Genomic DNA, 16117 nt, shown 5'->3' on the forward strand with positions numbered 1-16117 from the left:
ACGGAAAAAAGCCTATGTTGATCCTGCGTGGTGCACCTGCACTGTCAGACTTTCGAATCCGCAAACTGATGGACCAATGCCAGCGTCTGGCGCTGCCGGTTACGGAAATTTACGCTGAGTTTATGCACTTTGCCGAGCTAAGTGCCGCTTTGACTGCAGAACAGCAGCACACGCTGGAGCAACTGCTGACTTATGGCCCGGCACTGGCCAGTCATGCCCCGCAGGGCTTGATGCTGTTGGTGACACCACGGCCGGGTACTATTTCGCCCTGGTCGTCGAAAGCGACTGACATTGCCCACAATTGTGGCTTGTCGTCGGTGGTGCGGTTGGAGCGGGGCGTTGCTTACTATGTGCAGTGCAGCGAAACCCTGACCATCAGCCAGCAGGACGCATTAAAAGCCCTGCTGCACGACCGGATGATGGAAGCGGTGTTTGATAGCCTGGAAGCGGCCGAGCAATTGTTCCTGCACGGCGAGCCGGCACCGCTCAGCTCGGTGGATATTCTGGCCGGTGGCCGCGAAGCCCTGGTCGAGGCGAACAGCAGCATGGGACTGGCTCTGGCCGACGATGAAATCGATTATCTGGTCAGCAACTTCCAACAGCTGGGCCGCAACCCGAACGACATTGAACTCTACATGTTTGCTCAGGCCAACTCCGAGCATTGCCGGCATAAAATTTTCAATGCCGACTGGACCATCGACGGCCAGCAGCAACCCAAGTCGCTGTTCAAGATGATCAAAAACACCTTTGAGCAGACACCGGATTACGTGCTGTCGGCTTACAAAGACAATGCTGCGGTGATGATTGGCTCGGAAGCCGGCCGCTTCTTCCCGGATGCGACCACCCAGGAATACAACTACCATCACGAGCCGATCCACATTCTGATGAAGGTGGAAACCCACAACCACCCAACCGCCATTTCTCCATACCCGGGCGCGGCCACCGGCTCTGGTGGCGAAATCCGCGACGAAGGCGCGACCGGTGTCGGTGCCAAGCCCAAAGCCGGCCTGGTTGGTTTTTCGGTATCGAACTTGCGGATCCCGGGCTTTGAACAGCCGTGGGAAACCGATTTTGGCAAGCCAAGCCGCATTGTCAATGCGATGGACATTATGCTGGAAGGCCCCTTGGGCGGCGCTGCCTTTAACAACGAATTTGGCCGGCCGAATCTGGTGGGTTATTTCCGTACCTACGAGCAACAGGTCAACAGCCACAACGGCGTGGAAGTGCGCGGTTACCACAAGCCGATTATGCTGGCCGGTGGTCTTGGCAATATCCGTGAAGATCATGTGCAAAAAGGCGAGATGAAACCAGGCTCCAAGCTGGTGGTGCTGGGTGGCCCGGCGATGAACATCGGTCTGGGCGGCGGTGCTGCTTCTTCGGTGGCGTCCGGTCAGTCGGCGGAAGATTTGGATTTTGCTTCGGTGCAACGGGAAAACCCGGAAATCGAACGCCGTTGTCAGGAAGTGATCGACCGCTGCTGGCAGCTGGGCGATGCCAACCCGATTTGCTTTATCCACGATGTCGGTGCCGGTGGTTTGTCCAACGCCTTCCCGGAGCTAGTCAATGATGGCGGCGTCGGTGGCCGTTTTGAGCTGCGCAAAGTACCGAACGATGAGCCGGGCATGTCGCCACTGCAAATCTGGTGCAACGAGTCGCAGGAACGCTATGTAATGGCGATCCCGCCAGAGCGCCTGGCGGTGTTTGAAGACATTTGCCGCCGCGAGCGCGCCCCCTATGCGGTGGTGGGTGAAGCCACCGCCGAGCAGCATCTGGTGCTGTCGGATCAGCATTTTGGCAACACGCCAATTGATTTACCGCTCAATGTATTACTGGGTAAAGCGCCGAAGATGCACCGCGACGTTGCAAGCAGCCAGACGGCCGGCGAGCCGTTGCAGCTTGATAGCGTGACTGTGGCCGATGCCACCGAGCGGCTGCTGCGCTTACCGACCATTGCTGAGAAAACCTTCCTGATCACCATTGGCGATCGCTCTGTGACCGGTTTAGTGGCGCGCGATCAAATGGTCGGTCCCTGGCAGGTGCCGGTCGCCAACTGTGCGGTCACGGCAGCCTCGTACGACAGCTACCACGGCGAAGCCATGTCGATGGGCGAGCGCACCCCGCTGGCTTTGCTGGATTTTGCCGCCTCTGCCCGGATGGCGGTGGCCGAAGCCATCACCAACATTGCCGCCACCGATATCGGTGAACTGAAACGGATTAAACTCTCCGCCAACTGGATGGCCGCCGCCGGTCACCCGGGCGAAGATGCCGGCCTGTACCAGGCGGTCAAAGCCATCGGTGAAGAGCTGTGTCCGGCGCTTGGCCTGACCATACCAGTGGGGAAAGACTCGATGTCGATGAAAACCCAGTGGCAACAAGATGGCGAGCAAAAAGCCGTTACTTCGCCATTGTCCCTGGTGATCACCGCCTTTGGCCGGGTAGAAGATATTCGCAAAACCGTGACGCCACAGCTGCGCACCGACTGCGGTGACAGCAGCCTGTTGCTGATTGATTTGGGCCAGGGCCAAAACCGCCTGGGTGCCTCCTGTCTGGCTCAGGTGTACCAGCAATTGGGGCAGGAAGTGCCGGATCTGGCGTCGCCAGAGCTGCTGCAACACTTCTTTGATGCGATGCAGCAACTGGTGCGTGAGCAGCAAATTCTGGCTTACCACGACCGCTCCGACGGTGGTTTGTTGCTGACACTGGCCGAAATGGCCTTTGCCGGTAAGGCTGGCTTTGACGTTGATATCGCCGCGCTGGGTCAGAATGACTTGGCGGTGCTGTTTAGTGAAGAGCTGGGCGCTGTGCTGCAAGTCAGCAACGACAAGCTGGCGCATGTGCAGCAAGTATTAGCGGATCATCAGCTGGCGGCCTGTAGCCATCTGCTGGGGAGCGTCAGCAACAGCGATGACATTCTGGTGCGTCGTGGCGATGCCCTGGTGTATCAGCAAAGCCGGACCAAGCTGCGCTGCATCTGGGCCGAAACCACCTATCAGATGCAGGCGATGCGGGACAATCCGGATTGCGCGGAGCAGGAATTCGCTGCCAAAGCCGATCAGGCCGATCCTGGCCTTAATACCCGCCTAACCTTTGATCTGAATGCCGATATTGCCGCACCTTACATTGCCAAAGGCGCTGCGCCTAAAGTCGCGATTCTGCGCGAGCAGGGCGTCAACTCGCATCAGGAAATGGCCGCGGCCTTTAACCGGGCTGGGTTTAGCGCCATCGATGTGCATATGAGCGACATTCTGGCTGGCCGGCGTCAATTGAGCGACTTCGATGGCCTGGTGGCCTGTGGCGGTTTCTCCTACGGCGATGTATTGGGCGCCGGTGAAGGCTGGGCCAAGTCCATTTTGTTCAATGCGCAGGCGCGCGATCAGTTCGCGGCTTTCTTTCAACGTGACAATACCTTCTCGCTTGGGGTGTGCAACGGCTGTCAGATGATGTCGAACCTGAAAAGCCTGATCCCGGGCGCCGAGCTGTGGCCCCACTTTGTGCGCAACAAGTCCGAGCGCTTTGAAGCACGCTTTAGCCTGGTGGAAGTGCAGGAAACGCCATCGCTGTTCTTTAGCGGTATGGCCGGTTCCCGCATGCCGATTGCCGTCTCGCACGGCGAGGGCCATGCCGAATTTGCCAATCAGCAAGCCTTTGCTGCCGCCAACGACAGTGGCACCGTAGCGCTGCGCTATCTGGACAACTTCGGCCGTGTGACTGAGCAGTACCCAGCCAACCCGAATGGCTCACCGGCCGGTATTACCGCTTTAACCAGCCGTGATGGCCGCGCCACCATTATGATGCCGCACCCGGAGCGGGTATTCCGCACCGTGGCCAACTCCTGGCATCCGGATGACTGGCAGGAAGACAGCCCCTGGATGCGGATGTTCCGCAACGCCCGGGTTTGGTTGGGCTAATGCTGTGATTGAAAACCCGCGCTGGCGCGGGTTTTTGCTATTTGGGGGGAGTCAAACCATGCAACGGATAGGTTGGGTGTTACGCACAGTGCTGCTGTTGCTGCCAGTGCTGTGGCTGCTCAGCAGTTGCAGTGATGCGGTGCTGGAAGTGCCGATAGCCAAGCTGGTGGCAGAGCCCGAACGCTTTCATGGCCATGTGGTGGTGATCACCGGTCAGGTGCGCTCCTTTGATGAGCCCAGGCATTATTGGCTGGAAGACGATGCACATCGCAGGGTGGGCATTCACCCGGAAACCCTGGTACAGGATTTGGTCGGGCAGCAGGTTCGGGTTCGGGGCCGCTTTACTGCCAGCCCCAAGGAAGGCCGCCGGATCCAGGTGCATCAATTGATCCGGCTGCCTGAGCAGAGTGACTAAAAAACGCGGCTTAGAAAGCGCAGATCTCGGTCCAGCTTTCGTCCGAGCCCGGTACCGACTGAGTCCACCAGTTGGCGCGGTACAGCACCTGCTGGTGTTGCATCAGATCGCCAGACGCTGCATGGCTGGGGTTACCCGCCCAATCATTTTGTGGCCAGTTCGGATAGGCCGGAGCCGTGGCCGGATCATGACCCTGGCAGTCATCCGGCACCGGGTTGGTTTCACCGGCCCGAATATCCAGATTCACAAAGTAGCTGTTATCCGATAAATAGAAACGATTGCTGGCTAAATCCGGGCTAAGCTGCACGCTGTTGTTGCTGAGCACCCCAATCTGGATCAGCGAGCCGTGCTGGGCATTGACCTGATTGGCGATATCAAAGGCCCACTGCTGCGGCAACTGGGCGGCATTGATGGTCCAGCTTTGGTCCAGCAATTCCTGACCCTGGCTGTCAAACACCCGCAGCTGGGCGCTGTCGCCTGCCGCCACCGGGATTTGCAAATCAACAAAGGCACCTTTATCAAACCAGCTTGGCGGTGGCTCGACCGGATCGGTGCCGCCACCACTGCCGGTAAAGACCAAATCCGAGCAGTTGTAAAACCCTTCACCGACCACATCGTTGCGCTGCCAGCGGGTATAGAGAATAGCCGGTCCACTTCTACCGGCCGGTAATGGTACATCAAACAGGTAATAGCCGGCTTCAGCCGGCGTATTGCCTGTCTCATAAATCAAGTCTAAGTCTTCCCAATGCAGCGGACGGGCCGCCGGATCAATGCCGGGCTTGGTCAGGTAAAACTGCCAAAAACTCGGGTTGTGCGGGGTTGTGGCGCGAAAGCGTACCGGCAACACCGGGGTTTGAGCCAGATTGATTTCGGTTTTTTGCCAGTGACTGGAGGCGATATTCATGCCGGCTTTGCGATCATCATTCGCCGCGCACAAAGTGCCATTTGGAATGGCGGCCCGTACTGCGGCCATATTGTGGTAATCGCGGATATTGATGGCAAATTCATGGTGCTGGGTGTACATGTAACCGCCGGATTGCTGAAAAGCGGCGCGACAAGCCAGGTTGGATACACCGGAGCCATCGGCCGGCCACCAGTAGCCGCCATCTTCTTTGCAGATTTGCTGACGGGCCTTGGGGTATTCGACGTAGCCGTGCGCCAGCAAGGCCGGGCTGGCCAGCAAGGTGGCAATGGCCAGCAGTCGCCGGGAATGGGTGATGACATGGTTCATGGAGTGTCTCCTTATGGTTGTTATGCGGGGCCAGGCCCCGCTGTTGGTTTTGTGCAGCACTTAGAGGCTGCAGATCAGGGTCCAGCTACCATCAGAGCCAGGTTGTGAGTTGGTCCACCAGTTGGCCCGGTAGACACTGCCCTGATACGACAGGTGATCACCACCCAGCGCATGGCTTGGATTGCCGGCCCAGTCGGTCTGCGGCCATTGCGGCCAGGGGTGGATAGGGCTGATGCCACCACAGCCTTCACCCGGGCCGCCATTGCCCGGATCGCCAGGCAATTCGGTCAGCTGCGGCAGCTGCGGGTATTCCTGGCTAAAGGCGTAGGACTCTCCGGCCAGTTCAATGCGCCAGCCGGTTGGGGTAGGCATTGGCAGCTGGTAATTCAGCGTCAGCTCCAGACTTTCTCCGGGAGCCAGAGCCAGATAGCCAGGCAGACTGAACTCGGCCCGATGGAAGGGGTGCTGCAAGCCACCAATGTTGTTGCCACTGGCATTGCGGCCACTGTCGATGACGCTTAAGCCAAAACCACTTTGATCGCTTAAACTATCCGGAATAGCGGTGGGCACCGAAAAGCTGATGGCACTGCCGCCGGGAATGGTCAAGGCACTGTGATTGGTTAGCGTCAGGGTGGGGTTGATGGGAAAGTTCTGATCGCCCAGTTTAAAGTTATCGATGGTAAAGCGCAGATCGATGGCCTGCCCAGACAACGGCAGCCCGGAGCGCAAATGACCATAAGCAGGGGCCGATTGGAAACTGTGGTAGAAAATCGAGGTCAGGGTATCGCCAAAGAAATACTCGCCGCGATCGCTGTGCCAGCTGTAATCACCGGCCAGTTCCCAGAACATCACGCCACCAATCTGCTGATCAATCACGTACTGCGCTTTGGTGGCTATGCTGAGTTCGTCTTCAATCGATAAGAAGACCTTTTTCTCGTTATTCCACAGCCAGGGTGCCACTGCGACCGGCTCGTAGTGATGCTGGTAGCTGCCAATCAGCTGGTGTGCCGGGTTGCTGGCCGGATCCAGCCCATAATCCTCCAGGTAGGAGCCGACAATGCCTTGCTGCAGGTTGCGTAAATGCCACAAGGGGTTGGAACCGGCCGGGATTTCCTGGCCCTGGGTATCCAGATCGTGCCAGAGGTTATCAATGCCGACGGCGCCATCGCCACAGCGGCTGACGGTGCTGCCACCGGTGCCCGGTGGGCATTGGCTTTGATCGGGTAAGGATGCCGTGCCCCAGAGGCCATGATGACCGCCTTGCACCCGTTGCCAGCCGCGGCTGTAGTAGGGGATACCAATGTTGATCCGACCCGCCGGCAGGGCGCCTCGGTAGTAATGGAAGGCCCAGTCGGTGTTCAGGTAACCCAGTTGTTGGTACTGAGCGGCACTGTAGTAATTCCAGGCCACCAACTCAGCATCTTCACCGGTATCAAACAAGGCGGCATTGGGGCCGACAAACTGATTCCAGGAGCCATGCAGGTCGTAGCTCATCACATTGATAAAATCGAGGTATTGTAAGGCATCAAACACCTCCATACCGCGCAGCAGATAGGCCGAAGACGGTACCGCCATAGTCAGTTGGTAATGCACGCCATCTTCGACACTGGCTGCATCCAGGTACTGGCGCAGCACCCGCATCAACTCGACAAAGGAGGCATTTAAGGCACCGCGTAGTGGGTTGGCGATGTGAAAGTCATCCGGATTGCCGGCGTCTGTCATGCTGGTCGGGTACTCGTAGTCGATGTCGAGGCCGTCGAACTGGTACTGACGTAAAAACTCAACCGCCGACTCGGCAAAGGTATGGATCCCAGCGTGATTGATGCTGCCGTCCGGGTTGGTGGTCATGCTGTAAAAGCCACCACTGGCAATGCGATCGCCATTGGCATCAAAGTAACCACCGGTTTCGGCCCAGCCACCGACCGCAATCAGCGTTTTGACATGGGGGTGTTCGGCTTTGTAGCGGTTCAGCAGATTGAAATGGCCCTGATAGGGCAGGTTCGGATCCAGCTCGGCGCCCGGTACATCCGGCCAGCTCATACCGGTCGAGCTGTTGTTCGGATCGGTGACATCGCCAACTGAGATGCGATGGTTGCTGTCGACATGGGCAAAGGCGTAGTTAATATGGGTTATCTTTGACCAGGGGATATCGGAGGCCAGATAAGCCGGCTGGTCGTTTTTGCCATGACGCCAGCTGGTAAAATAGCCAATAATGCGCCGTGGGTGATCCGGGCTGATGATCTCGATGCCGAGTTCGTCGTAGATGCTGCAGTAGGGCACCTCCAGCCCGGGGGTTTGGTAAAGACCATCTGGCCGGCAGGGGGTATCGCCTGGATGAGGCTCTACCGGATCCACCGGGTCAACTGGGTCTACTGGGTCGACCGGGTCTACCGGATCAACGGGGTCCACCGGGTCAACTGGGTCAACTGGATCAACCGGGTCAACGGGATCCACAGGATCGACCGGGTCACTGCCCTCGCACTGTCCCAGGGCCGTCCACTCTTGCCAGGGACCGGAATGCTCCAACGGGCTCTGGTCCTGGGTCCACCAATTGGCACGAAAGGCTTGTTGCTGTTGCTGTACTTCACTGCCAGTGGTGTATGCTTGTTCTGGTTGCCACTCAGGCAGGTTGCTGCAGTCGTAAGCCAGCAGCGGGGCGCTTAGCAAAGCGGCGACGCTGCATAGCGCAAAAGGAATGCTTTTCATTGTTTTCGTCTCAGTCATGAATTGAAGATCGGCCCACAGAGGCTGCGGGCCGGGTTCATCGATTGTTATTGCGCTGGATGGCCCAGGCCCTGATGCATCGAATTCAGGATGGCGCCGTTATCGGCATCAATCTCCCAGGCGAAAATGCCGCCCAGCTGATGCTGCAGAATGTAACTGCCTTTTTCCCTCACCGAGCGCTTAGTATCCAGACTGATCAGGGTATTGGTGGCAGGGTTCCAGACATAGCTGGCCTTGGCTTCATCGTCCCAGCCGACGGTAAAGCCGTTGATGCCACTGGCTTCAGGCCCGCCCATAAAGTCGGCTTCAATGGCTTTGTAATCCATGATGCCGCGCTCCCAGCCACCGGTAATGCCATCGCCGCCAATGCCGGTAAAGGGGTTGCCAGCCACTACGCCACTGACGTTGGTCCAGCCGCGGCCATACATGGCAACACCGAGCGCAATTTTCTCTGCCGGTACGCTACGGTTCAGTAGGTACTGCACCGCTTCGTGGGCAGAAAATCCGGTGATGGGGGAGTTGTCGGATGGGTACAGGCCGGTCATGTGGCCCAGGGTACCGCTCCAGGCGCCGTAGTAGTCGTAGGTCATCAGATTGATGAAATCCATGTACGGGTGCGCATCTTCCCAATCGACCACACTGAGTTTTTCTACCCCGCCACTCATAGCCGCTGCCAGCTCGTACTCACGGCCGGTTTCCAGGCTGAGTGCATCCAGGGCTTCACGCAGCTCGCGCATCAAAATGGCAAAGCCGGCCCCGTCTTGTGGGCTGCCGAGTTCAGGCAAAGCGCCACCGCCACCAGGGAATTCCCAGTCGATGTCAATACCATCGAAGAAGTCGTAGGTGCGGATAAAGTCGATCATCGACTCGATAAAGACGGCTCTGGCGGCTGGATCCACCCCGATGTCGTACAGCGGATCAGACAGGGTCCAGCCACCCACCGATGGCAGAATTTTCACCTCAGGGTGCGCCCGTTTTAGCCGGTACAACTCGGCAAAAATACCGCGGATGGGCTGATCCCAGCGATCGCCCGGGTAGGATTTTTCCAGCGCGGCAAATTTGTCGTGCACTACCACACTGTAATCGGGCTTGCCCTGACACTGGGCATTTAAGGCGGCATAGCCCTCCGGGTTGGCCTGGCGCAACGACTCGTTCGGGCCACAGACCGGAATAAATCCATAGTAAATATGGGTCAGGTTTTCTGCCGGGATATCGGCCACATGGTAATTGCGACCGTAGATGCCCCATTCCACGAAGTAGGCGGCCACTTTTTTGCCGCTGGTGTTCTGGTAGCTGCGGTTGCGCTCTTTCAGTGGGTGTGGCCAGTAGGTCATGTCCAGATCGGTCCAGGGATCAAAATCCGGATTGGTGCCACCTCCACCGCCGCCACCTGAGCCTGCGGAGACGGTCACAGTGGTTGCATCACTGTCGGTGCAGAGCAGGGCGGAGCTGCTTTGCTGGCAGAGGCTGACCTTGTAGTGGTACTGACCGGTTTGGCCGACATTTACCTGCACACTGCCACTTTGTGCCTGCTGGCCATTGGGCGTCAGTGCAGCGCTGTGGATCACCGTATCATCCTGCTTTAATTGCCACAGATTGCCGTTATTGCCCCACCACATATTCCAGCTGATGGTAAAGCTGGCGTTACCATTGGTCAGGGATTGATTGCTATCCAGCCAGGCAATCACTGGTTTGGCGGGAGCCGCTGGATTCACGGGTTCAGGTTCGACCGGGTCTACTGGATCAACTGGATCTACCGGGTCTACTGGATCGACTGGGTCAACTGGATCCGAACCGCCACTGCCACTGACCTGAATGGTGGTGATGCCACTGGGCTGACAGTTTTCGGTACCGTCAGTGACCAGACAGAGTTGCACTTGCAACTGGTAGCTACCGGGCTGGGTGAGCGTCAGGTTGGCCTGGCCGCTTTGTGCTTGTTGACCATTAGGAGTTAACGCTGCACTGTAGACAGCGCTGTCATTTTGTAACAAAACCCACTTATTACCGTTGGTGCCCCACCACATATCCCATTGCACCGGGATGGTAACAGCGCCATTTTGCAGTTCGAACTGGCTTGGCATCCAGCTGATGTTGGGGGGGCCAGGTGTGCTGGCAAAAGCTGAGCTGCTGACAAACAGCAGCGAACTGGCCAGACAAAGCTGACTGATACGATCTTGCATGGTGTCCTCCAAAAGAGAGTTTTTTATTGTTATCACTACCCTGAGGCAGTTCGGTATCAACATGCTGTAACGAGTGTCTGCCTGACGGACGGCTCCCTGTTGCTTGCTGTGTTGCTCCGTATGGCATGTCGTACTAACTATTTATTAAATGACAGCGTTGTCAAATGATAAAGTTCTGATAACATGCTAAGTGTCTGAAATGGAATTATAAAAATTTACGATGAAGTGGCAGGAAAATTTACAGTGCCAGCATAGGCTGACACTGTAACAGGGACTTAATCAATCTGCCGTTGCCGGCGTTCACTGCTGCGGCTGCTGCGCTCAGCAGCTTGGGGCCGTGGGGAGGCCGAGCGCTCAACCCGTTGCGGCCGTTGTGCCGGGGCAGTGCTTTGAACCCGGTTGGGCGAGCTTGGCTGCGACTGTACCCTGGGTTGTGCCTGCACAGGGCTTTGGCTGCGGATCGCTTCGACCGGCCGCTGCGCTCTTTGTTGCGGTTGAGTGCTTTGACGGATTGGTTCCGGTTGTGGCATGGCCTGCTGCTCTAGCTGGCGATTCGGCCGGATAGGAGCTTGCTGTTCATGGCTTCTGGTCTGAACGCGTTGCTGCATGGCCGGTTGACGGCTTGGCACGGCTTGGCTCTGCTGCACCTCACGGGCACCCCGGTATTCTGAGGCACGCTGCCGCTGTTCACGAACCGGATTGGCCGTTGCACTGTCCGCGGACATGCGGCGTTCTGGCCGTTCTGTCTGCTGCTGGCGTTGCTGTAGATTGGCAGAACGCTCATGGGTAGCGTGCTGACGTTGTTGCAGCTGTTCCCGGCGTTGCTGCAGATTGGACTCCTGGCGCTGTGGCGCTGCATCTGCCCGCAGGCTCCGTGAGCCTTCGCTGCGACCTCTCCAGTCTCGCTCTTGACGCTGCCCTTGCTCCGTTCTTTCCTGGCTACGAGCGTGCTGGCGGAAACTTGTGCTGTAATCACCACTCGGTTGTGCACGCGGGCGGCGCCACTCGCGGGCCGGACCACGTTCTTCCCGGGTATAGCTTCTGGGGCGAGGGTCGTACTGACGGCTCAGGGCTTCACGACGATAGACCACACCACGGCGATGCACCGGATTGTGTTGCCAACGTTTTCCATGGTGCACATGCACCACCCGGGTCGGGTAATAGCGTGGTGGATGATAAAAGTGATGATGGTTCACGATCACATGGCGATGGTGCCAGTGAAAACCGCTGAAGTAAAAGCGTGGCGTGACCCGGTAATAAGGCCCCCAATAGAAAGCACTGTGGGTATAGTAAGCGCCTGGATAATGCCAGTAGTAAGGCTGATGATGCGGCCACCACCAATCCCCATACACCACCCGGGTGTTGTAGTAGGGGACATAGACGACTTCACGCTGACGCGGCTCAATGATAATCACATCCTGCTCACGTTGCACCACAATGTGTTCGACTTCATCAAAGGCGCCATGGGCGTAGGCGCGTTCACGCAGCTGCTGTATGCTCTGCATCACCCAGGTTTCATCGGTTAAAAAAGCTTCGCCTAATTGCTCCAGCCAATCCAGATCGTCGCTCATGCGCTCCAACAAATCCGGAAATGCCACCAGCGCTTTGACACTGGGATCCCAGGGTTGCTGCTCGACTTGCTGCAAGGCGGTTTCTGCATCCAGTTCCGGATGCTGCGCAACCCAGCGGGCGGCCTGTACTACTTCCAGCGGGTAGGTAGAGGCAATCAGCACATGGCTGAGGATGCTGTCCGGATACAGAGCTATCGGTGCCAGCACCTGATCCAGTTGCGCCTGCTCAAAGGACTCATCCTGAGCGCTGGCTGGCAGACTTAACAGCAAAGCACAAAGTGCCAGCGGTAGCCACCGTTTAAAGGTATGGACTAAGTCAGACATGGGTGTCCTCCTGTACTCGCCATTGCCAGCGGGAATTGACCACGGCAAGCGATCAGTGCAGCGTGAAAGAGTCACGCATTTGACTAATTTATAGACGGTACAAGCTTAACTTAACCTGAATTGGCGCACTCTGCCAGTGAACTGGCCGCCATCACCCCATATAGCGTTGTTTCTTATGGGCTTTAATTTTTGTGATATCGACCAGCACCAGGCCATCCATGCAGTCGGAAAAGTCCGGATCCAGCCCAAAACTTAAAAAATAAGCACCGCCGGCGTCACAGATCTCACTGTATTGCTTGTACAGAGTGGGGATGTTGAGCCCCATATTGGCCAGCAAATGCTTCAGTTGGCTGAAATCAGCGGCATAGTCGTTGCCACAAAACTGTTGGCGCAACTCTGGCAGCAGTTGTTCATTCAGTACATAAGGATGGCGCGATACGGCAGGGGATGCCGGGTGCTGAAAGTAAAGATGGTAAAAGTACACCATCAGATCGCGCGCGGCCTGCGGGTAGCTGTTGGATAAACTGACGGCGCCGTACAGATAACGAATATCCGGTCGCTGTTTCAGGTAGGCGCCGATGCCATACCAGAGGTAATCCAGGCTGCGCTTGCCCCAGTACTTGGGCTGCACAAAACTTCGGCCCAGTTCAAGCCCGGCGGCCAGGTAGGGCTGCATGCCGCTGGACATTTGAAACAGCGCATCGCAGTACAAGCCCGCTTGCCCATGCTTAGCAATAACCGCCGCTGTATCGGCAAAACGATAGCTGCCAACGATATCCAGCTCTTTTGGATCCCACAGGATTAAATGTTGATACCAGCTATCGAATGGATCGATATCGCGCCGTTTACCACTGCCTTCCCCTACGGCCCGAAAAGCCACTTCACGTAAACGACCAATTTCACGCAGGATGGGGGAGCTGCCCTGATGCTGATACAAATAGATTTGCTTGTGATCGGCGGTTTCGCCCAATAACTGGCACGCTTCCACCGCCTTTTTCAACACTTTACGATCTTCTGGCAAGGCAATGCCGCTTTGGGTTTTAAACAGCCGGGCTTTGTCGGTGCCAATCCGATACAAGTGCTTTTTAAATAGTTTGGCTCTGGCCTGAGGCTCCAGCGCCAGGCTGGAGAAGCTTTCAAACGGAATCAGTTCACCGATACGAATTTGCAGCTGCTTTTGGCGTTGACGAAACATTTCACGGACCAGCAGCATGGTGGCCAGCGGTTTGTACAACATGGAAGCCAGATAAAACTGCCAGGAATTGCGCCCTTGCAGATGGATGGGCAGCACCGGAGCCTTGGCCTGGGTAGCAAAGCGCAGAAAGCCATGGTGCCAGCGACCATCGCGAATACCATTGGGCTTTAGCCGGGACACTTCACCGGCCGGAAAAATAATCAAGGCGCCTTCTTGCTGCAAATGCTGTGCGATGTTATCCAGCAGCTCACGGCGGGTTTTACCTTGCATGGCATCAACCGGAAATAGTAAGGAGTGTAAGGGAGGCAAGGCCATCAGCATTTGGTTGGCGACAATTTTTACATCGGGTCGGATCTCGCTGATGAGTTTGATCAGTGCCAGCCCATCCAGCGAACCAATCGGATGATTGGCAATGATAACTACCCGGCCATCGCTTGGGATCCGCTCCAGCTCTTGTTCACGAACCGTGGTTTGAAACTGAAAATACTCCAGCACTTGTTCGACAAAATCCAGCCCTTGCAGATGGGGGTAGGTCTTTGCAAACTGCATGAAATCTTTTTCATGCAGCAGTTGGCGTAGCAGCCAGGTCATGAATTTTTTTAACTGTGGCTTATTTTCAAGCTGCGGGGCTTGTTGTTGCAGCATGAGCTCAACATTCAACATGGAACTGCTCCCTACCGGTTTGGCTGTTTCAGGCTAACGCAGCGGTATGGCAGTTTGATGGCGATTTTATGACCTTTCTGTGACCTCAGGCGACTTTGGACAAGCTGGTGACATTTGTTTTGGTTGGCTCTGGCCAGACGGACAACTGTTGGTAAGTTTCAGCGCAATGATAGAGCGCCAGGCTGCCATCTCTGGTTTCCACCAAAGCCGTACAACTGTCAATCCAGTCGCCATCGTTGCAGTAGAGGATCCCATCTTGCAGGGTAATTTCCGGGTGATGAATATGGCCGCAGACGATGCCATCGTAACCACCGCGCTTGGCACGCTGCACGGCAGCATCCCGGTAGCGGGCTATGGCCTGACGAGCGCCGGGGACTTTGCTCTTAATATAAGCCGACAAGCTGAAATAGGGCTGGCCTAAGGTGCGGCGAAAGCGTTGATTCCAGCGGTTTAGGAACAGCAATAAATCGTACAGATGATCGCCCAGCCGGCGGTGCCAGTGCGCCAGTTGCACATGCTTGTCAAATTCATCGCCGTGCAGCAGCAATAAACGCTGACCCGAGTGGGTAATATGCTGGCTGCGTAATTGCACTTGAATGGCACCGAAATTCTTACCGGCGTAGAGCCGAAAAGCTTCGTCGTGATTGCCAGGCACATAAATGATTTCAGTGCCTTGTTCTGCCATTTTCAGCAGTTGCCGTACTACCTGGTTTTGTTGAACTTTCCAGAACACCTGGCGCTGCATGGCCCATAAGTCGACAATATCCCCCAGCAGATAAATTTTATCGACCTGACAATGTTTCAGGAAATTCAGCAGATAGCCTGCCTGACAGTTTTTACAGCCCAAATGAATATCGGATAAAAACAAGGTTCGGCAGTTCAGCATCGGTAGGCACCATGGTATCTTAACGATGCGGTCAGCTTGCCGATGCATTGCGTCAGTCGGGTGACAGTGTCCTGAAACTTTTATGACAGTGAGCTTTTTATGTCGATAGCTTTGGTGATCCCAGACCGGGATCTGAGCCGTTTGGTTGCTGCCCTTCAGCAACACTTGCCTGAGGCCGTCATTGAGCAATGGCCGGATATAAAGCAGCCTGAGCAGGTCGAGTTTGCCGTGGTATGGAAACAACCTGCCGGCAGTTTGCGGCATTTCTCGGCGCTTAAAGCGATTCAAAGCTATGGTGCCGGAGTGGACTCCATTTTACGCGATCCGCAGTTACCAGCTTTACCGATCAGTCGGATTGTTGATCCGATGCTTGCTACCGCGATGGTGCGTTATCTGGATACCGTGGTACGTATGTATCAGCTTCGGTTGGATCAATTTGCGCGCCAACAGCAATTGGCGCAGTGGCGGCCAAAAGGACCTCGTAAGCTGAATAGCATTGCTGTGCTTGGTTTGGGCGAACTCGGTCAGGCTGCGGCTGCCCATTTTGTTGGCGAAGGGTTCAGCGTAACGGGCTGGTCCAGAACCTTGAAGCAATTGCCTGGCGTGCAGTGTTTTGCCGGGATAGATGGCTTTTCGGCAGCAGTGGCTGAGGCGGATCTGGTGATCTGCTTATTGCCTTTGACTTCAGCAACCGAAGGGTTACTGAATGAGCAGCAGTTGGCTCTTTTTAAAACAGGCGCCATTTTGATCAATGTGGCCCGAGGGGCTATTGTTGATGATCGCGCCTTACTGGCCGCATTGGATAGTGAGCAATTAGCCGCTGCCTGCCTGGATGTCTTTAGCCAGGAACCTTTGCCAGCGGCCCATCCTTTTTGGGCGCACCCCAAAGTGACGGTCACACCACATATTTCTGCTGTGACCAATATCGACACCGCGGCCCGGCAGATTGCTGAGAACTATCGGCGAAGCCAGCACGGCCAGGCTTTGTTGCATCCGGTCGATGTAGGCCAGCAATATTGA

General features: G+C 56.3%; 9 protein-coding genes. 3 read left to right on the forward strand and 6 right to left on the reverse strand.

Features of this window, described 5'->3' with window-relative positions:
* The first annotated feature begins 14 nt into the window (after positions 1 to 14).
* Positions 15 to 3908, forward strand: a complete 3894-nt coding sequence (gene purL, locus QWY20_RS14095) for a phosphoribosylformylglycinamidine synthase (protein WP_330129647.1) — start codon at positions 15 to 17, stop codon at positions 3906 to 3908.
* A 58-nt stretch (positions 3909 to 3966) separates the two neighbouring features.
* A complete protein-coding gene (locus QWY20_RS14100; protein WP_330129648.1) occupies positions 3967 to 4323 on the forward strand; it encodes a hypothetical protein in 357 nt (118 codons plus the stop codon).
* A 10-nt stretch (positions 4324 to 4333) separates the two neighbouring features.
* Here the strand turns inward: QWY20_RS14100 and QWY20_RS14105 are convergent, their stop codons facing one another.
* The 6 genes from QWY20_RS14105 to QWY20_RS14130 all read right to left on the reverse strand — a co-directional run bounded on the left by QWY20_RS14105 (position 4334) and on the right by QWY20_RS14130 (position 15097).
* Positions 4334 to 5554 carry a lytic polysaccharide monooxygenase gene (locus QWY20_RS14105; protein ID WP_330129649.1) on the reverse strand — a complete coding sequence of 407 codons (1221 nt, stop codon included), beginning with the start codon at positions 5552 to 5554 and terminating at the stop codon, positions 4334 to 4336.
* Between the two features lie 60 nt (positions 5555 to 5614).
* On the reverse strand, positions 5615 to 8260 hold the full coding sequence (locus QWY20_RS14110) for a glycosyl hydrolase family 18 protein (RefSeq protein ID WP_330129650.1): 2646 nt from the start codon (positions 8258 to 8260) through the stop codon (positions 5615 to 5617).
* A gap of 65 nt (positions 8261 to 8325) precedes the next feature.
* Positions 8326 to 10458, reverse strand: coding sequence for a glycosyl hydrolase family 18 protein (locus QWY20_RS14115; protein ID WP_330129651.1), 2133 nt, complete (start codon positions 10456 to 10458; stop codon positions 8326 to 8328).
* A gap of 275 nt (positions 10459 to 10733) precedes the next feature.
* Positions 10734 to 12353, reverse strand: coding sequence for a DUF3300 domain-containing protein (locus QWY20_RS14120; RefSeq protein WP_330129652.1), 1620 nt, complete (start codon positions 12351 to 12353; stop codon positions 10734 to 10736).
* 151 nt (positions 12354 to 12504) lie between these two features.
* The gene (locus tag QWY20_RS14125) at positions 12505 to 14211 is read right to left on the reverse strand and encodes a lysophospholipid acyltransferase family protein (protein ID WP_330129653.1); all 1707 of its coding nucleotides are present in this window, start codon (positions 14209 to 14211) and stop codon (positions 12505 to 12507) included.
* Positions 14212 to 14296: 85 nt separating this feature from the next.
* A complete protein-coding gene (locus QWY20_RS14130) occupies positions 14297 to 15097 on the reverse strand; it encodes a UDP-2,3-diacylglucosamine diphosphatase (protein ID WP_330129654.1) in 801 nt (266 codons plus the stop codon).
* Positions 15098 to 15196: 99 nt separating this feature from the next.
* On the opposite strand from QWY20_RS14130, the gene QWY20_RS14135 reads away from it, so the two are divergent.
* Positions 15197 to 16117, forward strand: coding sequence for a 2-hydroxyacid dehydrogenase (locus QWY20_RS14135; protein WP_330129655.1), 921 nt, complete (start codon positions 15197 to 15199; stop codon positions 16115 to 16117).

Source organism: Alkalimonas cellulosilytica, assembly GCF_036325985.1.
GTDB classification, from domain to species: domain Bacteria; phylum Pseudomonadota; class Gammaproteobacteria; order Enterobacterales; family Alteromonadaceae; genus Alkalimonas; species Alkalimonas cellulosilytica.

Coding starts and splice junctions, on each gene's coding strand:
- QWY20_RS14120 (WP_330129652.1), bottom strand. CDS start 12,353: ATGTCTGACTTAGTCCATACCTTTAAACGGTGGCTACCGCTGGCACTT.
- QWY20_RS14125 (WP_330129653.1), bottom strand. CDS start 14,211: ATGTTGAATGTTGAGCTCATGCTGCAACAACAAGCCCCGCAGCTTGAA.
- QWY20_RS14135 (WP_330129655.1), top strand. CDS start 15,197: ATGTCGATAGCTTTGGTGATCCCAGACCGGGATCTGAGCCGTTTGGTT.
- QWY20_RS14130 (WP_330129654.1), bottom strand. CDS start 15,097: ATGCTGAACTGCCGAACCTTGTTTTTATCCGATATTCATTTGGGCTGT.
- QWY20_RS14115 (WP_330129651.1), bottom strand. CDS start 10,458: ATGCAAGATCGTATCAGTCAGCTTTGTCTGGCCAGTTCGCTGCTGTTT.
- QWY20_RS14100 (WP_330129648.1), top strand. CDS start 3,967: ATGCAACGGATAGGTTGGGTGTTACGCACAGTGCTGCTGTTGCTGCCA.
- purL (WP_330129647.1), top strand. CDS start 15: ATGTTGATCCTGCGTGGTGCACCTGCACTGTCAGACTTTCGAATCCGC.
- QWY20_RS14105 (WP_330129649.1), bottom strand. CDS start 5,554: ATGAACCATGTCATCACCCATTCCCGGCGACTGCTGGCCATTGCCACC.
- QWY20_RS14110 (WP_330129650.1), bottom strand. CDS start 8,260: ATGAAAAGCATTCCTTTTGCGCTATGCAGCGTCGCCGCTTTGCTAAGC.